This is a genomic window from Vreelandella sp. 21, assembly GCF_050995515.1.
In the GTDB taxonomy this organism is placed as follows: domain Bacteria; phylum Pseudomonadota; class Gammaproteobacteria; order Pseudomonadales; family Halomonadaceae; genus Vreelandella; species Vreelandella alkaliphila.
This window is the reverse complement of record NZ_CP194673.1, coordinates 3,180,642-3,205,604: the sequence shown is the minus strand read 5'-3', so window position 1 is coordinate 3,205,604 and position 24,963 is coordinate 3,180,642. Positions and strand designations below refer to the sequence as shown.

11 protein-coding genes, 2 tRNA genes and 1 pseudogene are annotated in these 24,963 nt (G+C 53.3%); 11 read left to right on the top strand and 3 right to left on the bottom strand.

What is annotated here, in order from left to right; all coding sequences use genetic code 11:
* The first annotated feature begins 70 nt into the window (after positions 1-70).
* The 3 genes from ACN06F_RS14650 (at position 71) to nadA (ending at position 1,591) form a co-directional block, all read left to right on the top strand.
* Positions 71-146 (top strand) — tRNA-Lys (locus ACN06F_RS14650).
* A gap of 51 nt (positions 147-197) precedes the next feature.
* Positions 198-273 (top strand) — tRNA-Lys (locus ACN06F_RS14645).
* A 289-nt stretch (positions 274-562) separates the two neighbouring features.
* Positions 563-1,591 (top strand): quinolinate synthase NadA, encoded by a 1,029-nt coding sequence (nadA, locus tag ACN06F_RS14640; protein WP_433924166.1) that lies wholly within the window; start codon positions 563-565, stop codon positions 1,589-1,591.
* A gap of 71 nt (positions 1,592-1,662) precedes the next feature.
* On the opposite strand, the gene ACN06F_RS14635 is transcribed toward nadA, so the two are convergent.
* Complete coding sequence (locus ACN06F_RS14635) at positions 1,663-3,123, bottom strand: M48 family metalloprotease (protein WP_433924165.1); 1,461 nt, start codon at positions 3,121-3,123, stop codon at positions 1,663-1,665.
* 183 nt (positions 3,124-3,306) lie between these two features.
* Between ACN06F_RS14635 and ACN06F_RS14630 the strand changes: the two genes are divergently transcribed.
* Positions 3,307-3,585: a sulfurtransferase TusA family protein gene (locus ACN06F_RS14630; protein ID WP_038478052.1), complete on the top strand. Its 279-nt coding sequence runs from the start codon at positions 3,307-3,309 to the stop codon at positions 3,583-3,585.
* Complete coding sequence (locus ACN06F_RS14625) at positions 3,582-4,679, top strand: AI-2E family transporter (RefSeq protein ID WP_038478049.1); 1,098 nt, start codon at positions 3,582-3,584, stop codon at positions 4,677-4,679. Before ACN06F_RS14630 ends, ACN06F_RS14625 begins: the two co-directional genes overlap by 4 nt.
* Before the next feature lie 111 nt (positions 4,680-4,790).
* Here the strand turns inward: ACN06F_RS14625 and ACN06F_RS14620 are convergent, their stop codons facing one another.
* On the bottom strand, positions 4,791-5,264 hold the full coding sequence (locus ACN06F_RS14620; protein ID WP_433924164.1) for a peroxiredoxin: 474 nt from the start codon (positions 5,262-5,264) through the stop codon (positions 4,791-4,793).
* A gap of 384 nt (positions 5,265-5,648) precedes the next feature.
* Between ACN06F_RS14620 and dapA the strand changes: the two genes are divergently transcribed.
* From dapA to purC, 3 genes are all read left to right on the top strand, one after another.
* Entirely contained in the window at positions 5,649-6,533 is an 885-nt protein-coding gene (gene dapA / locus ACN06F_RS14615; protein ID WP_038478043.1) for a 4-hydroxy-tetrahydrodipicolinate synthase, read from the top strand.
* 81 nt (positions 6,534-6,614) lie between these two features.
* Positions 6,615-7,613, top strand: coding sequence for an outer membrane protein assembly factor BamC (gene bamC, locus ACN06F_RS14610; protein ID WP_433924163.1), 999 nt, complete (start codon positions 6,615-6,617; stop codon positions 7,611-7,613).
* Positions 7,614-7,643: 30 nt separating this feature from the next.
* Complete coding sequence (gene purC, locus ACN06F_RS14605; RefSeq protein WP_038478039.1) at positions 7,644-8,357, top strand: phosphoribosylaminoimidazolesuccinocarboxamide synthase; 714 nt, start codon at positions 7,644-7,646, stop codon at positions 8,355-8,357.
* Between the two features lie 87 nt (positions 8,358-8,444).
* Here the strand turns inward: purC and ACN06F_RS14600 are convergent, their stop codons facing one another.
* Positions 8,445-9,227: a response regulator transcription factor gene (locus tag ACN06F_RS14600; RefSeq protein ID WP_051626359.1), complete on the bottom strand. Its 783-nt coding sequence runs from the start codon at positions 9,225-9,227 to the stop codon at positions 8,445-8,447.
* Positions 9,228-10,041: 814 nt separating this feature from the next.
* Between ACN06F_RS14600 and ACN06F_RS14595 the strand changes: the two genes are divergently transcribed.
* The 3 genes and pseudogenes from ACN06F_RS14595 (at position 10,042) to ACN06F_RS14585 (ending at position 24,954) form a co-directional block, all read left to right on the top strand.
* Positions 10,042-10,965, top strand: coding sequence for an ESPR-type extended signal peptide-containing protein (locus ACN06F_RS14595; protein ID WP_433924162.1), 924 nt, complete (start codon positions 10,042-10,044; stop codon positions 10,963-10,965).
* Positions 10,966-11,058, top strand: a pseudogene (locus tag ACN06F_RS14590) (hypothetical protein); the annotation flags it as partial.
* A 12-nt stretch (positions 11,059-11,070) separates the two neighbouring features.
* Entirely contained in the window at positions 11,071-24,954 is a 13,884-nt protein-coding gene (locus ACN06F_RS14585) for a YadA-like family protein (RefSeq protein ID WP_433924161.1), read from the top strand.
* The last annotated feature ends 9 nt before the right edge of the window (positions 24,955-24,963 follow it).

The window sequence follows — 24,963 nt, the reverse complement described above, 5'->3', positions numbered from 1 at the left end:
CTTATTGTTGAAAGGTAAAAAAGGCTTGCTATTGGCGAGCTCTATCCGTACTATATGCATCCGTTCGAGGGGGTCGTTAGCTCAGTTGGTAGAGCAGTTGACTTTTAATCAATTGGTCGTAGGTTCGAATCCTACACGACCCACCACTTGAACTGATTTATAGCGCCAAGTAGTCAACTAGGTGCGTAGCAAAATTTGGGTCGTTAGCTCAGTTGGTAGAGCAGTTGACTTTTAATCAATTGGTCGTAGGTTCGAATCCTACACGACCCACCAAATTTAACGCCCTTGGTAGCTTGCTGCCAGGGGCGTTTTGCTATTCGGTGATAAAGCGTTCTATCGCACACTTTATGCTTGCAGCGGGCAACGATTTAACACCACAATAGTCTTAGTTATAGCTACCAATGATGTCACGGTAGCGCTGCCCGGGCTAATGGCGGGCAGAGCGACGAGTCACCGCGAGAGACGCAGAGGCTTGTCGCATCGAGTGCGGCGTTTGCGGAGTGCACACGCCGTGGCCGGTGTTTAACAGGGGGATTCCCTGTTCGTCACAGTGGTAGACACGATGACTATTATGACTACTCAAGCTGAGCTTGACGCTCCGCTCCCCAGCCCGTACTGCCCTACCCGCATTCCTGCGGAAGATGAGGCACGGGTAGCCGAAATCAAGCAGTTGCTAAAAGCACACAATGCGGTGCTCGTCGCCCATTACTACACCGATGATGCCATTCAACAGCTGGCTGAAGAGACCGGTGGCTGTGTTGCTGACTCCCTTGAAATGGCGCGCTTTGGTGCGCGGCACGATGCAACAACGCTGGTGGTTGCAGGTGTACGCTTCATGGGGGAAACGGCGAAAATTCTATCGCCAGAAAAGCGTGTATTAATGCCCACCCTGGAAGCGACCTGTTCGCTGGATATTGGCTGCCCAGCTGACGAGTTTAGCGCTTTTTGTGATGCGCATCCGGATCGTACCGTTGTGGTATACGCCAATACCTCTGCTGCTGTAAAAGCGCGCGCTGACTGGGTCGTCACCTCTTCGATTGCAGTCGAAGTTATTGAGCACCTTCAAGCCCAAGGTGAAAAAATACTGTGGGCGCCGGATAAGCATTTAGGCGGTTATGTACAGAAAAAAACCGGTGCAGATATGCTGATGTGGGACGGTGCCTGTATCGTTCACGAAGAGTTTAAGGCAAAGGGGATTGAAGATCTTAAGCGTCTTTATCCTGAAGCTGCTGTACTGGTGCACCCGGAATCGCCCGATGCCGTGGTCAAATTGGCCGATATTGCAGGTTCAACCTCTCAACTGATCAAAGCCGCGCAAACGTTGCCCAATGACAAACTGATCGTTGCTACTGATCGCGGCATTTTCTTTAAAATGCAGCAGGCGGTGCCCGATAAAACACTATTTGAGGCGCCCACTGCAGGTAACGGTGCGACCTGTCGTAGCTGCGCACATTGCCCCTGGATGGCGATGAATGCTCTGGATAACTTAGCTGGTGCGTTGCGTGACGGTAGCGGTGAGATTTTTGTTGATGACACGCTGCGACTGCAGGCGTTAAAACCATTAGAGCGAATGCTGAACTTTAATGCCTAGCGTATAAACTCTCTATAGCAGCAAAGCGACAGCCCGAATGCGATAAGCATTCGGGCTGTTTTTTTGAAATGTCAAAACTTCTCTAGTGCCTCTCGATATTCAATGAACGCTTCCCTGCGTTGTTCGATACGCGCCAGTGCCTGTTGATCATTCTCTTGCTGTGCGGCATCTTTGGCGATGCTCAACTGGCGAATACCGCGGTCAATTCTACCCGTTAGCTGTAAGTGTTCTGCTCGCGCTAAGTGTCCCCAACCGTTATAGCCACTGCGTCCGGCTGCTTCGGCAAGAAGATTGAACCCTTGAGGGGTTTCAGGGTGCTGATCAGTAATATCACGTAATAACTCATAGGCTGCTTGCGGATTGCGCTGGAGCTGTGCTTCAGCTAACACCAATTGAGCAGGTAAGTAGTTGGGCATGATGCGAAGCAGACGCTGGCTACGCGTAATAGCCTCCTCATAGCGCTGTGCTTCTAGCACAACGGTAGCGGCAGAAGCAGGTAGCATGCCGTAGTCAGGTAGCTCGCGGGCCAATTGGTCAATGGTTTGCAGTGCGTTGTCTGTTTGGCCATTTCGAGCTGCAATTAGCGCTGATAGATAGCGTTGCGCTTGTTCTTCGCTATTCTCTTGAGCAAGTCGTGACGCAGCTTGCTGCGGTGTGTTGTGGTAAATGCTCAAAAGTGCGCGGGCGCGCATCATGTCGTATAACGTGTCGCTGGTATAGGCGTCGGCAATATTTAGCTGTGATGCGCGTGCTTGAGCATCACTTAGTCGGCTGTCGCTCACCGGGTGAGTAAGTAAGAACTCTGGTGGCGTGCCGCCCTGGAGTCGTGCCATCCGCTGCATGGCACCGAACATCCGCACCATCGCATCAGGGTTGTATCCAGCGCTTGCCATTGCCTGCAGGCCAACCCGGTCGGCCTCTTGCTCAAAGCGTCGTGAATAAGACAATTGGTCTTGAATTAGCGCCGCTTGGGAACCCATAGCGGCGGCCATGCCCGCATCGCCGCCTCCGCTAGCGGCAATGAGCATGCCGGCCAGCATGGCGGCCATTGCAGGCAGTTGTGTTTGCTCCGCACGTGCACTGCCCCTGGCGTAGTGTCGTTGAGATAGGTGGCCTAACTCGTGGGCGATAACCGACACAAAGGCTCCCTCATCTTCAGCGAAGGCAAATAACCCTGAATTGATACCTATGACTCCCCCTGGGACTGCGAAAGCATTGAGAGAGCCGTTATCAACCATCACGGTCGTTGTGCGAAGGTTGCCAAGCTGGCTGTGGGGAGCAAGGCGTGCAACTAGACTATCTAGGTAGTCATTTACAATAGGATCTTGCCACTGTGGTGCTTGGGCACGAAATTGACGAAGCCAAGCGCGACCCAGGCGATACTCCTCGTTACTGACAGAGGTTGAAGCGCCACCTAGGCTTGGGAGCTGATAATCGTCGAAGCCAAAGCTGGGTGGGCTAACACTGGCGACACTCAGCATGAACGCTAGCGCGTAGGCTCGGCGAGAAAGTGCGAATCGAAGGTGCAGCATGGCATCCTCATGGTGTTCCTGATTTTCAAGTAATATACGCAGCAAACAGCGGTGTGACATTGATTCAGGCAGGTAAGTGCCGTTAAATCAAATTCTCAGCGACCGTTTTAAAGAAATAGTTTATGTAACAATGCCGTATTCAAGTAAGTATTTTGATCAAGTAGGTCTTTTGGGGGAGAGGGTATGTCCGAGCACACAGAGTCTAGGTCAAACGATAGCATTAAACCCGATACGGTGTTGGACGCTACCGGGTTGCACTGCCCGCTGCCATTATTAAAAGCCAAACAGGCGTTGGCAGGGCTGGCCCCAGGTCAATTGCTTGAAGTAAGAGCAACGGATGCTGGTTCGTGGCGTGATATGGCATCTTTCACTGAGCTTAGTGATCATGTGTTAGAAGCACGCGAGCAGCATGGCGATATGTACTATTTTTGGATACGCAAAGCAGGGATGTCTCACTCATGACCATGCGCACTATTCTGAAAAGTTGGATTGATCGCTACTTTTCAGACGAAGAGGCGTTAATTCTTCTCTTGGTATTGGTAGCTGGTTTTGCGGCCATTATTTGGTTTGGCAGGATGCTAGCGCCGTTCTTCACCGCGCTTGTGATAGCTTTTTTACTGCAGGGCGTAGTGAGTGCCTTGACGCGACGCGGTGTGCCTCATTTGCTAGCGGTCATTGTTGTGTTTGTGGCGTTTGTTAGCGTGTTGCTAACAATGGCCTTTATTTTGATGCCGCTGATTTGGAATCAACTTGTCGGGCTTGTTCAGGAAACGCCACGTATGTTTGCTAGCGGCCAAGGATGGTTAGACGAACTTCAGGCTCGTTATCCTAACTTAATCACCCCTGATCAAATGCAGAGTTGGATAGGCGTTGCCAGCCGGGAAATTAGCCAGCTAGGACAGCGTGCATTAACGCTGTCACTGGCATCGCTCGGCAATATTATGTCGTTGATTATTTACTTAGTGTTAGTGCCGATACTGGTATTCTTCATGCTAAAGGATCGCCAGTCTTTGGTAGGTTTTACACTGTCGTTGCTACCGCAAAAGCGTACGCTGTTAACGCGTATTTGGCATGAGATGGATCGTCAGATTGCAAATTACATACGCGGCAAATCGATAGAGATTATTATCGTTGGTACGGTCGCTTTTTTTACCTTCGCTTTCTTTGGCTTGCCATACACCGCCTTGTTAGCAGTGCTGGTGGGTTTTTCTGTTCTGGTGCCATACATTGGCGCGGCGGTGGTCACCATCCCAGTAGCGGCCGTTGCTGGATTTCATTTTGGGATCAGTGAGCAGTTTGCTTATGTGGTTGTTGCTTACGGCGTTATTCAAGCGCTTGATGGGAATGTGCTTGCACCGGTGTTGTTTTCAGAAACGAATAATATTCACCCGGTTTCCATTATTGTTGCGGTGCTGTTTTTTGGTGGTATCTGGGGGTTCTGGGGCGTTTTCTTTGCGATTCCCCTGGCCACCCTGCTAAAAGCACTGGTTTATGCATGGCCCAGAGGAATGGCAGAGAGAGAGGGAGAAAAGCAGCTTCCATTGGCTGAAAATTAAAAGGCACCATCTAACCGCAGTACACGAGGCGCGAACGGAAAAATTGCCTGCGAATCAGTCGCGGCACCGCTTCGCGCTGTACCCGTGAAGGATGCGGTGCTCTTGACTTTGTTAGTTGGCGTGAAGCGCTTCTGCTGCTGTTAGTACTTCATCGGCATGCCCTGGTACTTTAACGCCGCGCCACTCTTGGGCAAGTTTACCCTCGCTGTCGATTAGGAAAGTACTGCGCTCAATGCCAAGATGCTCTTTGCCGTACATTTTTTTAAGTTTGATAACGTCAAAAATCTGGCATACGGTTTCGTCCTTATCGGAGATAAGCTCGAAGTTAAAATCTTGCTTGGCTTTGAAGTTCTCCTGAGCACGGATACCATCTCTAGAAACGCCGATAATAACCGTATTGGCAGCATCGAATCGTGGCTTGCGGTCTCTAAAGTCTCCGCCTTCGATAGTGCACCCTGGGGTGCTGGCCTTTGGATAAAAATAGATAACCACCTGCTTGCCACGCAGCTCAGACAGCGTCACCGTCGTATCACTGGTGGCTGGGGCGGAAAAGTCAGGTACTGGGTGGTTGAGTTTTACGGACATGAAGAGCTCCTTTAATGAGATGACTTACTTAGTTGATTACACGCAAGTAACGCTATTATGTCAAAGCGAATAGGCGCCCAGTGATGAGTAGGTGAGAAAACTCTCAGCGCTTTACGCTGTACAGGTTCGAGCCGCCTGAGTACCATTTGCTGTCTGTAGCCCTCCTTGGGACGACAACACAGTGCTCAAGGCATAAAATGGCAGTAGGTTAAATCGCCTCGGTGTGCTCGTTCTAGTGGTCAAAGCTCTTGTGGACAGTCTCTTGTGGGCAGTCTCTTGTGGACAGGCTCTTATAAATAGAGCCCTTATGGTCGAAGCTTCTCGATTTTCAATGAACATCGTCAGTAGCTTAATTTTATAATTTTGCAGGTGAGGAAAAAACGGATGATCACAGGCAGCATTGTCGCCCTGGCGACGCCGATGAAAGTCAATGGCGACATCGACTGGGAGGCGCTTCGTCGCCTGGTGAACTTCCACCTCGACAATGGCACTGATGCCATTGTCGCAGCGGGCACCACGGGTGAACCTACTACCATGACATTTGCTGAGCACTTTGATGTGATCCGCAGTGTGGTAGAAGAGGTGAAAGGCCGTATTCCGGTGATCGCTGGCACGGGAGCGAACGCCACATCAGAGGCGGTTGAGTTAGCACGCTACGCTAGCGAAGTCGGCGCAGATTACTGTTTATCGGTTTGTCCTTACTATAACAAGCCGACTCAGGAAGGCCTCTATCAACATTTCAAAGCGGTGGCTGAAGGAAGCAAACTGCCGGTAATTCTTTATAACGTCCCCGGTCGTACTTGCTCTGATCTATATAATGAAACGGTAGTACGTTTAGCCGAGGTGAAGAATATTATCGGTTTGAAAGATGCTACCGGGAACCTTGAGCGCGCTGAGGATCTAATTGCCCGCTTGAAGGGCAGTGATTTTATGCTCTATTCCGGTGACGATGCCACGGCCTGTGACTTCATGCTGATGGGTGGCCACGGGGATATTTCTGTTACTGCGAACGTAGCACCTAAAGCGATGCATGAGCTCTGCGCTGCAGCCGTAGCTGGTGATTCGGACAAGGCTCACCAAATTAATACGCGTTTGATGCCGTTACATACAAATTTAGGCATTGAAGCTAACCCGATTCCGGTTAAGTGGGCACTGCATCGCATGGGATATATGGACGCCGGGATTCGTCTGCCGTTAACTTGGCTGTCGGAAAAGTACCATGCCACTGTTAGTGAAGCGCTGCAGTTGGCGGGTGTCGTAGAGGAGTAATTCGACGTAATCCCCTTTTGCTACTCGGCGTGGTTTGTTAACGCGTCGAGTACTCGACCTGTTGACTGTAAAGGTGGCTTGATGAGCCCTGTTCTGGAAAAACGTTTGCTTGAAAAACGTGCGCTTAAATGGATACCGCTGGCTCTCGCAGCGGCTGTCACGCTTGCTGGATGCGCGCGCGATGACGGTTACTATCACGACCGCAATTTGGATTATACTGAAGCTACCCCAGCGCCCCCCTTAGTACTGCCAGAAACCCGCAATACTCAGCGTTACCGTGATGCCATGCCTGTGCCCCAGGTAGCTATGCAAGGTAGCCGTATTGATGAGGCGGCCGAAATTGCCCCCCCTCAGACGTTGACGATTGGGAGCGGTTTAGAACCTGAATTCGTAGAGCGTCGTCAGGTGGGTAATCAGACATGGTTGGTGGTTGCGGCAGATACGGGAGCCGTTTGGCCTCAGTTAGAAGCGTTCGCGAATAGTCGACAGCTAGGTATTCAGCAAAGCGATGCGAATCAAGGTGTCATAGTGACTTCTCAAGCCACGTTGAGGCTACAAAGCGCGCTAAGGGCGGGCAGTAGTGAGGTGCGCTGTGAGCAAGCGGGGCAAAGCGTGGCTGGGTGTCTCGATGCCCTAGAGCAGTACCTAGGTGCACGCAGTGCCACGGCTAGCGCATCTTCTTGGACGGCTCAACGACTCGCACAAGATCAGGCGCTTCAAATGCGTCAGCAGGGCGACGAGTGGGAAGTTGTGATTCCTCAACCTATTGATCGAGTTTGGGCAGAGTTGGATCACTATCTTGAGCTCGACTTTAGTGTCGAAGGTCAGCGTGACCTATTAGCCACTTCTGCTGAAAACTATGAATTCCTGGTTGAGTACATGACCGAAACTGAGCGAGGCCGCAATCCTCTGCAAATTGTTTTCAGTCCCGATGTACGCCGTATGTCGCAGCAAATTCGTCTTGCCCTTCAACCTGACGGTGATAAGACCATTCTGCGTGCGATTAATGCCAGTGAGCGTAGTTTTAATGCTGATGATCAGCGCGAGCTGCTTGAGCGTGTCTCCGGCTACCTACGTTAATTTTTAATTTTGAAATCTTTCGGAGCCCCTATGGAAAAGCGCCAAGAACTCTACGCTGGAAAGGCGAAGTCCGTTTATACCACCGACGACCCTGATTTGTTGGTACTGCACTTTCGTGACGATACCAGTGCTTTCGATGGCAAAAAGAAAGAGTCACTGGCCCGCAAAGGCAAAGTGAACAACATCTTCAATGCTTTTATTATGCAGCGCCTGGAAGAGGCGGGGATTCCTACCCATTTTGAGAAGCAGCTTTCTGATACTGAAAGCCTAGTAAAGAAAATGGAGATGATTCCTGTTGAATGCGTCGTGCGCAACATTGCAGCAGGTGGCCTAGTTAAGCGCCTGGGGGTGGAAGAGGGCATCAGTTTGAATCCGCCCACCTTTGAATTGTTCTTAAAGAACGATGAAAAGGGAGACCCCATGATTAACGAGTCGTTAGCAGAAACCTTTGGCTGGGCAACCCCTGAGCAATTGGTGAAAATGAAGTCACTTACTTTTAAAGTGAATCATGTGCTCAAGCAGCTTTTTGCCGAAGGCGACATGTTGCTAGTCGATTACAAACTTGAGTTTGGCGTCTTCAAAGGCGATGTAATCCTTGGCGATGAGTTCTCTCCGGATGGCTGTCGCTTATGGGATGCCAATACCCGAGAAAAACTTGATAAGGATCGCTTCCGTCAGGGGTTAGGTGGTGTTATTGAAGCGTATGAAGAAGTAGCACGACGGATTGGTATTCATATCGAATAATCGCACAGCACATCTGTATTGAGTTGTGCATAGTAAAACCCCGCTTAGGTATCAATTTCCGAAGCGGGGTTTTTTGTAGCGGGCTGCCTATGTAGCCTCGTCATCATTAGAAGGTTTGTCGCCGAAGGGCTCATCGCTTGAAGGCTCGTCAGTGATCTCTTCAAGCGCTTGTAATCGGTAGCCATAGCCATAAACCGAAACAAGATTCCAACCGAACTCCGACGTTAGACTAAGTTTTTTGCGCACTCGGTGAATATGAACGTCTAGCGTACGCGTGCCAGGCGGATCACTTTTACCCCACACATATTCATATAGGTAGGAACGTGAAAGCGGACTGCCTAGCTGATTTAGAAGAAGAAAGGCTAAGCGAAACTCCTGCCTCGTCAACGATACTTCTTCTCCGTCCACGTATGCTGTTTCACGATTGGTATTGAGCTTAATGCGGCCAAACTCCAATGTTTGTTGCTGAGCAACACTTGGCGTGCGTAGCGAATGGCGTCGAGTTGATGCATAGGCTCTTGCAGCCAGTTCGCGCGGTCTAAAAGGCTTGCTGATGAAGTCGTCAGCTCCCGCGTTTAAGGCTTGAATAATATCAGATTCTTCTTGCCGCAGAGTCACCATTAGCACAGCAGGAATAATCTGTAGGTAGGTTTTCATCCAATTAAGCAGCGCAATACCGGTGCCGTCAGGCAAGTGCCAATCAAGTATGACTAAATCGAATGTATTGCGGCTGGCGGTATGAATAAATGCCTTACTGGTCTCAAAAGAAAAGATGTTTGCTTCTATGCCTCGCTCGGCAAAGCCATCTGTAAGCGCTTTTTCGATGCGCTCCGATACCACCTTCTCATCTTCTACTACTGCAATGCGCATAGGCTGTATCCAAGTCAGGTCTCGTTAGTGAAAGTGAGCAGCATAGGTTGTAATTTTTTCTTAGATCTAAAAAGAGTATCAAGATGCCATAATTAGATACTTGTTCTGAACTATGAGCTTTGCAAGTAGAAAAGCTCATTAAGTCTCTCTTTTATCAACTACTGATGATAACAGCAGGCACTGAACATACTTGCCAAGTAGTGTTTAGTAGTCCCTCGCCTTTTCGCTAATGAAGCTGTCACAACAGCCTGTTCAATCCCGAACGTTACCGAACTACGTTGCAGGTCAGCTACTTCCCAGAATACGCATCTCGAGTGAAATGTAAATTGGTGTCAAAGGTGTAAATAGATAATTTTGGTTAATGATAGATTTTTTTGTTTTTAATCGATTTTTTTGTTTTTAATCGATTTTTTTGTTTTTAATTAGTAAGTGCTTACTCTCCGTTTAACGTAAACATTGATAGTGCCTACTTGAAACTGACTGTTGATGCGTGGGTGACTTGCTTCTTGCTCCTGATTTCTATCGCTAGAGTCTGAAAAATCTCCTCACTGATTTTCCCATTTACGTTTATTCATATTGTTGAGGCGCCTACTTCCCTGTGCTAGCTTCAGTATTAAATAAAGTTTCAGGCGCTGCTGTGGTTTCTGTGGATCATTAATAATCGTTTCATAAAAAAGACTTATGAAGCAGAGAGTATGTGATCTTTGAGGCTTGGCGATAAAAGTGAGCTTAATTAGGTGGACTCTAACTACCGCTCAAGAAGCTAGAAAAACTAATCACAATAATCCCTGACAACGTTAATGGGAGCATGGGAATGAATAACGTATTTCGCTTAGTTTGGAATCGGTCTCTTGGGCGGCTGGTAGTAGCTTCAGAAGCGGCACGTTCACACAGCAAATCCTCGGCCGCTGAAATAAAGGTTGGCGATACCCCGGCGGTTGTGCCGCGGCCAATTAATCGCTGTGCAGCACTCCCTTATAGTGGCTGGTTGCCGCGTCTCGCCTTTATCGTTAGTGCTGTCGTCGCTGCTTCTGGTTCGTTGACGGTACAGGCTTTTGAGTTAAATGGGGGGGATGATTGTAATGGCAACGCGTCTCGTAATTCGATTGGTCAGGGGTCAACAGCCTGTGCAAACTTCGCAATAGCTATTGGCAGTAATGCAAATGCGTCTGCCGCTGACACCATTGCGATTGGCAGGGCCTCGGCAGCTGGTTTTGTCAACGGTGTTGCGATAGGTGCCGAGACGTCTATTGGTGCAGGAAGTGGCATCGCGATCGGTGGAGGCGCCGAGGCGGGCGGTAACGGGCTTTTTGCGTATTTGCGTAATGATAACAATGGCGTTTCCGTTGCGGTTGAAAGCATTTCGAACCCTGCTATGGCCATTGGTGGTGGTTCTAGTGCAGTGTCTGGGGCGTTGGCGTTTGGGCCTAATAGTTCAGCAAATGGCATCAATTCCATGGCAGTCGGTGGTCAGTCCGTCGCGTTTAGCTTCAGCGATTTAGCGTTTGGTCCGGCGGCTTACGCGACCGGTGGTCGCTCCACTTCCATCGGCTACCAGAGTGCCTCGACGGGGTTTCGTAGCGTGTCCTTTGGGGCTGTATCGACTGCGACCGGTGATGATTCAATGGCGCTCGGTACCTCCGCGTTTGCTAGCGGCCAGCGAGCGCTGGCGATCGGCAGTTTCACCAGTGATTCTCAGGAACTGGTTAATAACACTCAGGCGACAGGCATTGATTAACTGGCGTTTGGTACCAGTGCGCAATCAACAGGGCTAGAGGCCATCGCTATCGGTACCGGGGCTCAGGCCACCGCGGCACAGTCAATCAGCATAGGCACCGGCAATGTGGTATCTGGCATTGGCTCTGGTGCCATCGGTGACCCAACAACCATCACCGGCGCGGGTTCTTACTCGTTAGGCAACGACAATACCATTGAAGCTGATAATGCCGGGGCGTTTGGTAACGATAATACTCTGACAGCCGCCGCCGATGGCAGTCGTGTTGTGGGTAATACGAATACGGTTAGCGGTCCAGATGCTTTGGCATTAGGTAATCGCAATACTGCTTCTGGAGAGGGCTCTGTTGCCATTGGGCGTGACTCCATTTCAACCGGTCTACAATCCTTTGCTTTAGGTGATGAAGCAGAAGCGACGGGCCAGGATGCGCTGGCTATAGGTACAGCATCAGACTCGCTCGGCTTAAGCTCTACCGCCTTTGGGCGTGGTGCATGGGCAACAGCTGACTATGCTGCCGCTTTCGGTGCCGAAAGTACGGCAAGTGGTGAAGAATCAACGGCTATTGGCAGCTTCTCGCAAGCAACACTGGAGGATAGCGTCGCACTGGGCTCTAATTCTGTAGCGGATACGGGGCCTGGAATATTAGGCTATAAACCCTTGGGTGCTTCCGCTGCTGATGCAGCAGCAGTTGACGGCACGGTGGCCACTCAGTCAGCGGTAGATATCGGCAGCCGCCAGATCACCAGTGTAGCAGCAGGTACCCAACTCGATGATGCCGTCAACGTCAGTCAGCTGATTGCTGCGCAGTCTGACGTTGCGGCGGGCACCAATATTGCTGATGTGACGGCAAGCGAGAATCTCGATGGTGGAACCATCTACACCGTCAATGCGAATGGCGCGAGCGTCAGCGCCGGAGACGGCGTTGATGTCACACCTGCAGGCCCGGATGCCAACAACGTCACCGACTATGAAGTGGCGCTGAACCAGACCACGAAAGACAGTCTGGACCTTGCAGACTCTTCGCTGCAGACGGTGGTGACCCAGATCGATGGCGTGGATGTCAAAACCATTGATCAGAACGATAACGTGGCCAACTTTATCGAAGGCAAAAACATTGACCTGATCGATAACGGTGGTTCCATCGAAGTGGCGACTTTGGATAACGTCACCTTTACCGATGTACAGACCGATACTCTGACGGCAGGCCCGGTGAATATCGGCGCGGCGGGCATTGATGCGGGTAGCACCACCATCTCCAGTGTGGCTCCCGGTGTTGCAGGCACTGATGCGGTTAACGTTAATCAGCTGGATGATGCCGCCGCTGCCTCGAAGACCGAAGTCACGGGTGGCACCAATATTGCCGGCGTGACTAAAGCCACGGGAGCCAACGGCCAGGACATCTACACCGTCAACGCCGATGGTGCAAGCGTCAGTGCCGGAGACGGCGTTGATGTCACGCCTGCCGGCCCAGATGCCAACAACGTCACCGATTATGAAGTGGCGCTGAACCAGACCACGAAAGACAGCCTGGATCTGGCCGACTCGGCACTGCAGACGGTCGTGACCCAGATTGACGGCACCGATGTTAAAACGATTGATGAAAACGATAATGTGGCCAACTTCGTAACGGGCGACAACATCGTGCTGACCGATGAGACTGGCGACATCAAGATTGCTACCAGCCCGACGCTCACCGCCGATAGCCTGACCATCAATAACGGCGGCCCGGTGATCAGCGACGCGGGCATCGATATGGGTGGCAACACCATCAGCAACGTAACGGATGGCGTTGCCCCCGGTGACGCTGTCAACTTAAGCCAGTTGGAAGACACGGCAGCCGCCTCGAAGACCGAAGTCACGGGCGGCACCAATATCGCCGGCGTGACTAAAGCCACGGGAGCCAACGGCCAGGACATCTACACCGTCAACGCCGATGGTGCAAGCGTCAGTGCCGGAGACGGCGTTGATGTCACGCCTGCCGGCCCAGATGCCAACAACGTCACCGATTATGAAGTGGCGCTGAACCAGACCACGAAAGACAGCCTGGATCTGGCCGACTCGGCACTGCAGACGGTCGTGACCCAGATTGATGGCACCGATGTTAAAACGATTGATGAAAACGATAATGTGGCCAACTTCGTAACGGGCGACAACATCGTGCTGACCGATGAGACTGGCGACATCAAGATTGCTACCAGCCCGACGCTCACCGCCGATAGCCTGACCATCAATAACGGCGGCCCGGTGATCAGTGACGCGGGCATCGATATGGGTGGCGACACCATCACTAACCTCGGTGACCCGGTGAATGGTGGCGATGCAGTAAATCTTGATTATTTCGATGAAAACCGCGCTCACTACTATAGCGTCAACGACGACGGTACTCAGCAAGGCAATTACGACAATGATGGCGCTACTGGCATCAACGCCCTGGCAGCAGGTACCAATGCGCAGGCAATGGGTAATAGCTCTACTGCCGTGGGTGACGGTGCAAGGACGGGGGGTAATGCTGACAATCAGGTAGCAGTAGGAAGTTCAGCCTTGGCCGGTGGTCAAGGTTCTATTGCCATCGGCAATAACGCCAAGGCGTCGACTAATGGTCAGTTTGATACCCCTGTGGGTGGCCAGATGACGGTCGCTATAGGGGATGGAGCCAATGCACAGGGCACTGACAATGTCGCCGTAGGCTCTGGGTCTCTGGCTGATGGCCTCACGCTGGGCACAGCGGCTTATCAGCCCGTTGATGTTGATGGCAACCCGATTGCCGTGGCTGCAGACGAAGCCGACAGTGAATTCTCCGTGGGCGACACTGGCTTCGAGCGCCGTGTGACCAACGTAGCGGCGGGTGCTGAAGATACCGATGCGGTCAACGTCAGCCAATTAAAGGCGGTTAATGAACTGGCCAGCACTGGCTGGAATGTTCAAGCCAACGGTGACACGGCCACTAATGTGGCACCCGGCGATACTGTTCAGTTTATCGACGGCAAGAATATTGACATTACTCGCAATGGCGCTGATATCACTGTTGCCACGGCCGACAGTGTGGTCTTTGATGATGTGACCATAACCGGTGGCCCGACGCTGACTGGTGGCGGCATTGATATGAACAACACCGCCATCAGTAACCTCGCCGACGGCGTGAACGCTCAAGACGCCGTCAACGTTAGCCAGTTGGAGAACAGCGCCGCAGCTTCAAGAACGGAAGTCACCGGCGGCACGAATATTGCCAGTGTAGATCAAACCACTGGCGCTGATGGCCAAGATATCTACACCGTTAATGCCGACGGCGCATCGGTGAGTGCCGGTTCCGGCGCAGTGGATGTGACTGCTGCTGCCCCCGATGCGGATAACGTCACCGACTACGCGGTGGATCTCAGCCAAGCCAGTAAAGACAGCCTGACGCTGGCCGACTCCGCCTTACAAACCGTGGTCACCCAGATTGACGGTACCGACGTTAAAACCCTCGATGAGAATGACAACGTCGCCAACTTTGTGACCGGCGACAATATCGTGCTGACCGATGACGCGGGTGGTATCAAAATCGCCACCGCCGATGACGTGACCTTTACCAGCATCAACAGTGACAGCCTTGCCATCACCGGTGGTCCGACACTGACCGGTGGTGGCATTGACATGAACAACACCACCATCAGTAACCTAGCTGATGGCGTGAATGCGCAGGATGCAGTTAACCTCAGCCAGTTGGAAAACTCCGCCGCAGCTTCGAAGACTGAAGTGGCTGGCGGCACCAACGTAGCCAGTGTGGACAAGGCTACTGGTGTGAACGGTCAGGATATCTACACCGTTAATGCCGACGGCGCATCGGTGAGTGCCGGTTCCGCTGCGGTGGATGTGACTGCCGCTGCGCCAGATGCCAATAACATCACCGACTACGCGGTGGATCTCAGTCAAGCCAGCAAAGATAGCCTGACGCTGGCCGACTCCGCGTTGCAAACCGTGGTCACCCAGATCGATGGTACCGACGTTAAAACCCTCGATGAGAATGATAACGTTGCCAACTTCGTGACCGGCGACAATATCGTGCTCAGCGATGAGGCGGGTGGTATCAAGATCGCCACCAGCCCCAATCTGACGGCAGATAGCCTGACCATCAACAATGGCCCAACGCTCAATGACAATGGCATTGATATGGGGGGCGATACCATCACCAATTTGGGCGATCCTATCAATGATGGTGATGCCCTTAACCTCAAATATTTCGACGAAAACCGTACCCGCTACTACAGCGTGAATGACGGCGGCACCATCGGTGGCAACTTTAATAACGATGGTGCAACGGGACTGAACGCGATTGCCAGTGGTGTTAATGCCACAGCCAGCGGTGATGGTGCGGTGGCCATGGGCTTCGGTGCTAGTGCACCGATTAATGACAGTCTCGCGTTGGGCAGTGGCTCGGTGGTTGACCGCGCCCTGGCACCGGACTCCGGCTTTATTCCTGCAGGGTCTGCCACCATTGAGTTCAACACCACCGATAAAGAGCTGCTCGGTGCGATCTCGGTGGGTGATGATGACTCCTACCGTCAGATCACTAACGTTGCCGATGGTACTGAAGCTCAAGACGCCGTGACAGTTCGCCAGTTACAAGGGGCTGTTGGCTCTGTTATTGATAGCGGCACTAAGTATTTCCGCGCAAACTCCACCGAGCCTGATTCGCTGGCAGTAGGTAACGACAGTATTGCGGTTGGCCCAACCACGGTCACTAACGGCGATAACGGCATCGGCATGGGTAACGGCGCGATTGTCGGGCAAATGGCCCCAGGTGGCACTGCGATTGGTAACAATGCTGAGGTACTGCTTTCCGATGGCATTGCGTTCGGCACTAACGCGCGTTCTGAAGCCCAGCAGGGCATTGCCCTGGGCGCAGGCGCAACAGTCAGCCACGATCAAAGTGTCGCCCTGGGTAGCAACAGTGTGACCGAAGACGCGGTCGCCACCAGTGGTGTCACGATTGCCGGTGATAGCTACACCTTCGCTGGCACCACCCCAGATAGCACGGTGAGTATTGGCAGTGCAGGCAATGAGCGCACGTTGACCAATGTCGCCGCAGGCCGCGTGAGCGAGACGAGTACTGATGCCATCAACGGCAGCCAACTGTTTGCCTCTAACCAAGCGATAGAAGAGGTCAGCACGATTGCCAATACGGGCTGGGATATCCAGACTAACGGCGACACTGCTACCAACGTGGCTCCCGGTGACACCGTTCAGATGATTGATGGTCAAAACATCGCCATCACCCGCAACGGCACGGATATTACAGTCGCCACTGTTGATTCACCCCAGTTCGGCAATGTCACTGTCAATACTGGTGGTGGTGACACCATTAACGGGCTGAGCAACCTCACCTTTGATCCAGATAACTTCACCTCCGGCCAAGCGGCCAGTGAAGACCAACTGAAACAGGTCAGTGATATCGCCAATACTGGCTGGAATGTTCAAGCCAACGGTGACACCGCTACCAATGTGGCACCCGGTGATACTGTTCAGTTTATCGACGGCAAGAATATTGATATTACTCGCAACGGTCCCGATATCACCGTCGCCACAGCCGACAGTGTGGTCTTTGATGATGTGGCCATCACCGGTGGCCCGACGCTCACGGGTGGTGGCATTGATATGAACAACACCACCATCAGTAACCTGGCTGATGGCGTGAATGCGCAGGATGCAGTTAACCTCAGCCAGTTGGAAAACTCCGCCGCCGCTTCGAAGACTGAAGTGGCTGGCGGCACCAACGTAGCCAGTGTGGACAAGGCTACTGGTGTGAACGGCCAGGATATCTACACCGTGAATGCCGACGGAGCGAGCGTTAGCGCTGGCTCTGGCGCCGTGGATGTGACTGCCGCCGCCCCCGGTGCTGATAACGTTACCGACTACGCGGTGGATCTCAGCCAAGCCAGCAAAAACAGCCTGACGCTGGCCGACTCGGCCCTGCAAACCGTGGTCACCCAGATCGACGGCACCGAGGTCAAAACCCTCGACCAGAACGATAACGTCGCCAACTTTATCAGCGGTAACAATATCGAACTGAGTGATGATAATGGCGCGATTGAAATCGCTACTAGCGCAGACCTGACGGCGGATAGCCTGACCATCAACAATGGTGGTCCGACGCTCAATGACAATGGCATTGATATGAACGATAACCGCATCACCAATGTTGGAGAGGCGGTCGACGGTGGTGATGCCATCAATCTGGATTACTTCGATGCAAACCGTACCCGCTACTACAGCGTCAACGACGGCAGCGCCATCGGTGGCAACTTCGACAACGATGGTGCAACGGGGTTGAACGCCATTGCCTCCGGCGTTGACGCCACCGCTAGTGGAGACGGCGCGGTGGCCATGGGCTTCGGTGCTAGTGCACCGATTAATGACAGTCTCGCGTTGGGCAGTGGCTCGGTGGTTGACCGCGCCCTGGCACCAGACTCCGGCTTTATCCCAGCAGGGTCTGCCACCATTGAGTTCAACACCACTGACAAAGAGCTGCTCGGTGCAATCTCGGTGGGTGATGATGACTCCTACCGTCAGATCACTAACGTTGCCGATGGTACTGAAGCTCAAGACGCCGTGACGGTTCGTCAGTTGCAAGGCGCGGTAGGCTCAGTGATTACCACCGGCATAAAATATTACCGCGCTAACTCCGATGACCCTGACGCGATTGCGGCTGGAGAAGATAGCCTTGCCATTGGGCCTAATACAGTCACCAATGGTGATAACGGCATCGGCATGGGTAACGGCGCAATTGTCGGGCAAATGGCCCCAGGTGGCACTGCGATTGGTAACAATGCTGAGGTACTGCTCTCCGATGGCATTGCGTTCGGCACTAACGCGCGTTCTGAAGCCCAGCAGGGCATTGCCCTGGGCGCAGGCGCGACGGTTAGCCACGATCAAAGTGTCGCCCTGGGTAGCAACAGCGTGACAGAAGACGCGGTCGCCACCAGTGGCGTCACGATTGCCGGTGATAGCTACACCTTCGCTGGCACCACCCCAGATAGCACGGTGAGTATTGGCAGTGCAGGCAACGAGCGCACGTTGACCAATGTCGCGGCAGGCCGCGTGAGCGAGACGAGTACTGATGCTATCAACGGCAGCCAACTGTTTGCCTCTAACCAAGCGATAGAAGAGGTCAGCACGATTGCCAATACGGGCTGGGATATCCAGACTAACGGCGACACTGCTACCAACGTGGCTCCCGGTGACACCGTTCAGATGATTGATGGTCAAAACATCGCCATCACCCGCAACGGCACGGATATTACAGTCGCCACTGTTGATTCACCGCAGTTCGGCAATGTCACTGTCAATACTGGTGGTGGTGACACCATTAACGGGCTGAGCAACCTCACTTTTGATCCAGATAACTTCACCTCCGGCCAAGCAGCCAGTGAAGATCAACTGAAACAGGTCAGTGATATCGCCAATACTGGCTGGAATGTTCAAGCCAACGGTGATACCGCTACCAATGTGGCACCCGGTGATACTGTTCAGTTTATCGACGGCAAGAATATTGATATTACTCGCAACGGTCCCGATATCACCGTCGCTACAGCCGACAGTGTGGTCTTTGATGATGTGGCCATCACCGGTGGCCCCACGCTCACGGGGGGTGGCATTGATATGAACGCCACCACCATTAGCAACCTGTCTGATGGCGTGAATGCTAACGACGCCGTCAATCTCAGCCAGCTGGAAAACTCCGCTGCCGCTTCGAAGACTGAAGTGGCTGGTGGCACCAATGTAGCCAGTGTGGACAAGGCTACTGGCGTGAACGGCCAGGATATCTACACCGTGAATGCCGACGGCGCGAGCGTTAGCGCTGGCTCTGGCGCCGTGGATGTCACTGCCGCTGCGCCAGATGCCAATAACATCACCGATTACGCGGTGGATCTCAGTCAAGCCAGCAAAGATAGCCTGACGCTGGCCGACTCCGCGTTGCAAACCGTGGTCACCCAGATCGACGGCACCGAGGTGAAAACCCTCGACCAGAACGATAACGTTGCCAACTTCGTGACCGGCGACAATATCGTTCTCAGTGATGAGGCGGGTGGCATCAAGATCGCCACCAGCCCCGATCTGACGGCGGATAGCCTGACCATCAACAACGGCCCGACGCTTAATGACAACGGCATTGATATGGGGGGCGATACCATCACCAATTTGGGCGATCCTATCAATGATGGTGATGCCCTTAACCTCAAATATTTCGACGAAAACCGTACCCGCTACTACAGCGTGAATGACGGCGGCACCATCGGCGGCAACTACAATAACGATGGTGCAACGGGGCTGAACGCCATTGCCTCCGGCGTTAATGCCACCGCTAGTGGAGACGGCGCGGTGGCCATGGGCTTCGGTGCTAGTGCACCGATTAATGACAGTCTCGCGTTGGGCAGTGGCTCGGTGGTTGACCGCGCCCTGGCACCAGACTCCGGCTTTATCCCAGCAGGGTCTGCCACCATTGAGTTCAACACCACTGACAAAGAGCTGCTCGGTGCAATCTCGGTGGGTGATGATGACTCCTACCGTCAGATCACTAACGTTGCCGATGGTACTGAAGCTCAAGACGCCGTGACGGTTCGTCAGTTGCAAGGCGCGGTAGGCTCAGTGATTACCACCGGCATAAAATATTACCGCGCTAACTCCGATGACCCTGACGCGATTGCGGCTGGAGAAGATAGCCTTGCCATTGGGCCTAATACAGTCACCAATGGTGATAACGGCATCGGCATGGGTAACGGCGCAATTGTCGGGCAAATGGCCCCAGGTGGCACTGCGATTGGTAACAATGCTGAGGTACTGCTCTCCGATGGCATTGCGTTCGGCACTAACGCGCGTTCTGAAGCCCAGCAGGGCATTGCCCTGGGCGCAGGCGCGACGGTTAGCCACGATCAAAGTGTCGCCCTGGGTAGCAACAGCGTGACAGAAGACGCGGTCGCCACCAGTGGCGTCACGATTGCCGGTGATAGCTACACCTTCGCTGGCACCACCCCAGATAGCACGGTGAGTATTGGCAGTGCAGGCAACGAGCGCACGTTGACCAATGTCGCGGCAGGCCGCGTGAGCGAGACGAGTACTGATGCCATCAACGGCAGCCAACTGTTTGCCTCTAACTTAGCCATCGAGCAGGTCAGCACGATCGCCAATAAAGGCTGGAATCTCCAGGCTAATGGAGACACTGCTACCAATGTTGCACCAGGAGATACGGTTCAGTTCTTAGATGGTAAAAATGTCGATATCGCCCGTAGTGATACGGATATAACCGTAGCCACAGCCGATGACGTAGCCTTTGATAGCGCGATGTTTATTGACGGTCCGACCATTAATGGCGACGGCATTGATATGAACAGCACCACCATCAGCAACCTTGCCGATGGTGTGAATGCTCAAGATGCCGTTAACCTTAGCCAGCTGCAAAATAGCGCGGCAGCGTCGAGGACAGAGGTTGCGGGTGGCTCTAACGTGGCGAGTGTTGACCAAACCACTGGCGCTGATGGCCAAGCTATCTACACCGTTAATGCGGACGGCGCTTCAGTGAGTGCCGGTTCCGGCGCAGTAGATGTTACCGCCACTGCCCCGGATGCAGATAACGTCACCGACTACGCGGTGGATCTCAGTCAAGCCAGCAAAGACAGCCTGACGCTGGCTGATTCCGCACTCCAAACTGTGGTCACTCAGATTGATGGCACCGACGTTAAAACGCTCGACCAGAACGATAACGTCGCCAACTTTATCAGCGGCCAGAATATTGAACTGAGCGATGACGGCGGCGCGATTGAGATCGCCACAAGCTCTGACCTTACTGCTGATAGCCTGACGATCAACAACGGCCCAACGCTTAATGGTAACGGCATTGATATGGGCGGCAACTCCATCACCAACCTGGGCGACCCAGTGAATGATGGCGATGCACTAAACCTTCAATACTTCAATGAAAACCGCGTTCGTTACTTTAGTGTGAACGATAACGGTGTCGTCGGCGGTAACTTCAATAATGACGGTGCTACTGGTTTGAATGCGATGGCGAGCGGCGTAGGCGCTATTGCTAATGGCGAAGGCGCAGTGGCGATGGGCTTTGGGGCGAACGCTCTAGTACGTGGCAGCTTAGCGATTGGTAGTGGCTCGATTTCTGACCGTGCCTTAGCGCCAGAATCAGGTTTTATCACTGCGGGTTCAGCCACCATTGAGTACAACACTACCGACAAAGAACTGCTTGGCGCGATTTCCGTCGGGGACAGCGACTCTTATCGACAGATTATTAATGTTGCTGATGGTACTGAAGCGCAAGACGCCGTCACGGTTCGCCAGCTACAGGGGGCAATAGGCTCTGTAGTTAATACCGGCACTAAGTACTTCCACGCCAACTCTACGGCGCCAGACTCTCTTGCGGCAGGTAACGACAGTATTGCGGTTGGTCCAACCACGGTCACCAACGGCGATAACGGCATTGGTATGGGGAACGGCGCAATTGTTGGTCAAATGGCACCGGGTGGTACCGCCATTGGCAATAATGCCGAGGTATTGCTCTCTGACGGAATCGCGTTCGGCACTAATGCCCGCTCCGAAGCCCAGCAGGGCATTGCCTTTGGTGCAGGTGCGACGGTTAGCCACGATCAAAGTGTAGCGTTAGGTAGCAACAGTACAACGGATGAGTCAGTTGCAACCCAGGGTATTACGCTGATTGGCAACGACTACTCATTTGCAGGCACCACGCCGGATAGCACCGTTAGTATTGGTAGCGCGGGGAACGAGCGTACCCTGACCAATGTAGCGGCTGGTCGTGTGAGTGAAACCAGCACTGATGCCATCAATGGTAGTCAGCTGTTTGCTTCTAACCAAGCCATTGAAGAAGTAAGTGCCGTAGCTAATGCGGGCTGGAACGTCACCGACGGTACCAATGCCGCCAATATCGGCCCTAATGGCGAGGTAACGTTCACAGGGGATAGCAATCTCACCGTCGCGCAGACCGGCATCGATGATGCTGGTGAAGTGGAAATCACCCTTAATCGTGACCTTGATCTCGACAGCGTCACCGCCGGTAACAGCGAGCTCACCAGCGCAGGCTTAAGCGTCGATGATGGCAACGGCAACCTTACCACCGTCACCAACGATGGCCTCACCATTGCTGGTGGACCCAGCATCACCGCGAGTGGTGGTATTGATGCCAATAACCAAGTCATCAGCAATGTAGGCACACCAGTGGATGACGGTGATGCGCTTAACCTTCAATATTTCAATGAAAACCGTGCTCGTTACTACAGCGTGAACGACGGCGGCACCATCGGAGGCAACTTTAATAACGATGGTGCCACTGGGTTGAATGCCATCGCTAGTGGGGTAGATGCTAGCGCCAGCGGCGAAGATGCCGTAGCCATGGGGTTTGGGGCGAATGCACCGATTCGCGGCAGCCTAGCGCTGGGTAGCGGCTCGGTGGTTGATCGCGCGCTGGCTCCAGACTCTGGCTTTATCCCGGCGGGGACGGCGACGATTGAATTCAACACCACTGATAAAGAACTGCTCGGTGCTATCTCGGTAGGCGATAGCGACTCGTACCGTCAGATCACCAACGTCGCAGATGGCACCCAAGCGCAAGATGCTGTCACTGTTCGCCAACTACAAGGCGCCGTTGGATCAGTCGTCGAGTCTGGTACCAAATACTTCCGCGCGAACTCCAGCGCGCCAGATGCCGCCGCGGTAGGTAACGACAGCATTGCAGTTGGCCCAACCACCGTCACAAACGGTGATAACGGCATTGGCATTGGTAACGGCGCGATTGTCGGTCAAATGGCTCCAGGCGGCACTGCCATTGGCGATAGTGCCGAAGTACTGCTGTCAGACGGAATAGCGTTTGGTAGCAATGCTCGCTCCGAAGCCCAGCAGGGTATCGCTCTTGGCGCAGGTGCGACGGTAAGTCACGATCAAAGTGTAGCGCTCGGCAGTAACAGCACCACGGATGAATCGGTTGCGACTCAGGGCATTACGCTGATTGGCAATGATTACTCATTTGCTGGCACTACACCGACGAGCACCATTAGCGTTGGTAGTGTGGGTAATGAGCGCACGATCACTAATGTGGCAGCGGGGCGAGTTAGTGCGACCAGCACTGATGCCATTAATGGCAGCCAACTGTTCGCTTCTAACCAGGCTATTGAAGAGGTAAGTGCTACGGCGAACGCTGGATGGAACTTGAGCGTTGAAGATGGCGAAGCCAACAATGTGGCCCCAACGGGTGAAGTTAACCTCTTAAGTGATGACGGCAACATACTCATTACTCAGGCCACGGTTAATGATCGTGAAGAAGTAGCGTTTGGGCTATCCGATGATTTATCGGTCGCTAATAGCCTTACCGTAGGGCAAGACGGGCCTGTTATTAGTAACGAGGGGATTACTAACTTAGCCGAAGGTGATGTATCAGCCGATAGCAAAGATGCCATCAACGGCTCTCAACTTTACGCCACGAATCAGTGGATCGAAGTGTTAGAAAACAGCGTTACTAACGTTGTTGGTGACGGAAGCGATGAGTACATCACCAATAACGGCCTCGGCATTCGCTACGTGCGCACCAACGACAGTGGCTTAGCAGTGAGCGATGCCTTTGCTCAAGGGCAAGGCTCCACCGCTGTTGGCTACGAGGCCGTTGCCTCGGCTGACCGCGCATTGGCGATGGGGTACGACGCGATTGCCTCCCACCAAGGCAGCGTCGCGCTAGGGAAAGGCGCCCGTACTGCCGCTGCGGTTGGCACCGCTTCGGTAGAAATCGCGGGTCAAACCTACCAGTTTGCGGGGACTTCTCCGGTAGCCACCGTTAGCGTTGGTAGCGTTGGTGCTGAACGTACGGTGACGAACGTCGCAGCAGGCCGAATTTCGGCAGAGAGTACCGATGCGATTAACGGCAGCCAATTGTATGCCACTAATCAAGCGGTCGGGGCGCTAGACAACCGCGTCACCACTGTTGAAGGTGATATCAGTAATATCACCAACGACTTGGCCGACCTGGATGACCGTGCGGTGCAATATGATCGCAACGACGACGGCAGTGTTGATTACAACACCATTACCTTGGAAGGCGATGGCGGCACGAAGATCACTAACGTTGCCCCCGGTGATATTGCGCAAAATAGCTCGGATGCTGTGAACGGTAGCCAGCTATGGGATGTGCAGAACCAAATCACCAACATTGAACAAGGGGGCTCCAAGTACTTCCGCGCCAATAGCGACGGCCCTGCCGCAGACCCACAAGGTGCTGACAGCATCGCCATGGGGCCAGGCAGTGTCGCGTCAGGCGATCGTAGTGTTGCCTCCGGTGCGGGTGCACAAGCCAATGCGGAAGGCAGCGTTGCCCTCGGTGCGGACTCTGTTGCTGACCGTGAAGGGATGAACGGTGAGCGTGAGCGTTTCTCCAACGAATCCGTTGCTTCCACACAGGGTGCCGTTTCTGTCGGTAGCGCGGGCAACGAACGTCAGATCACCAATGTGGCCGGTGGTACGCGAGATACTGATGCGGTTAACGTCCGGCAGTTGGATGCCGTTCAGCGTGGTGCGGTGAACTACGACCGTGATGAAGATGGCAATGTTGACTACAGCACCATCACGCTGAAAGGCGACGAAGGCACCACCATCACCAATGTGGCGCCTGGCATCAATGCTAACGATGCTGCCAACGTGGGGCAGTTGAATGACCTTGGCCGTCGCTTTGAAAACGAGATCGTCAACGTGTATGGCCGTATCGACGATGTTGAGCGTAATGCCAACGCGGGTTCTGCTAGTGCGATCGCCGCTTCCACTGTGCCTCAAGCCTGGATGCCCGGTAAGAGCATGATTGGTGTGGGGGCAGGCACCTATGGCGGTGAGTCGGCAGTCTCGGTGGGTATCTCGCGTCTGTCCGATAATGGCCGCTGGGTTATCCAAGGCAAGGTAACGGGCGACTCGCAAAGCAACTTCGGCGCAGGTATTGGCGCTGGCTGGCACTGGTAAAAGGAGAAC

Bases quoted from the DNA above. Each gene is read 5' to 3' on its own strand.
- nadA (WP_433924166.1), top strand. From the start codon at position 563: ATGACTATTATGACTACTCAAGCTGAGCTTGACGCTCCGCTCCCCAGC.
- ACN06F_RS14635 (WP_433924165.1), bottom strand. From the start codon at position 3,123: ATGCTGCACCTTCGATTCGCACTTTCTCGCCGAGCCTACGCGCTAGCG.
- ACN06F_RS14630 (WP_038478052.1), top strand. From the start codon at position 3,307: ATGTCCGAGCACACAGAGTCTAGGTCAAACGATAGCATTAAACCCGAT.
- ACN06F_RS14625 (WP_038478049.1), top strand. From the start codon at position 3,582: ATGACCATGCGCACTATTCTGAAAAGTTGGATTGATCGCTACTTTTCA.
- ACN06F_RS14620 (WP_433924164.1), bottom strand. From the start codon at position 5,264: ATGTCCGTAAAACTCAACCACCCAGTACCTGACTTTTCCGCCCCAGCC.
- dapA (WP_038478043.1), top strand. From the start codon at position 5,649: ATGATCACAGGCAGCATTGTCGCCCTGGCGACGCCGATGAAAGTCAAT.
- bamC (WP_433924163.1), top strand. From the start codon at position 6,615: ATGAGCCCTGTTCTGGAAAAACGTTTGCTTGAAAAACGTGCGCTTAAA.
- purC (WP_038478039.1), top strand. From the start codon at position 7,644: ATGGAAAAGCGCCAAGAACTCTACGCTGGAAAGGCGAAGTCCGTTTAT.
- ACN06F_RS14600 (WP_051626359.1), bottom strand. From the start codon at position 9,227: ATGCGCATTGCAGTAGTAGAAGATGAGAAGGTGGTATCGGAGCGCATC.
- ACN06F_RS14595 (WP_433924162.1), top strand. From the start codon at position 10,042: ATGAATAACGTATTTCGCTTAGTTTGGAATCGGTCTCTTGGGCGGCTG.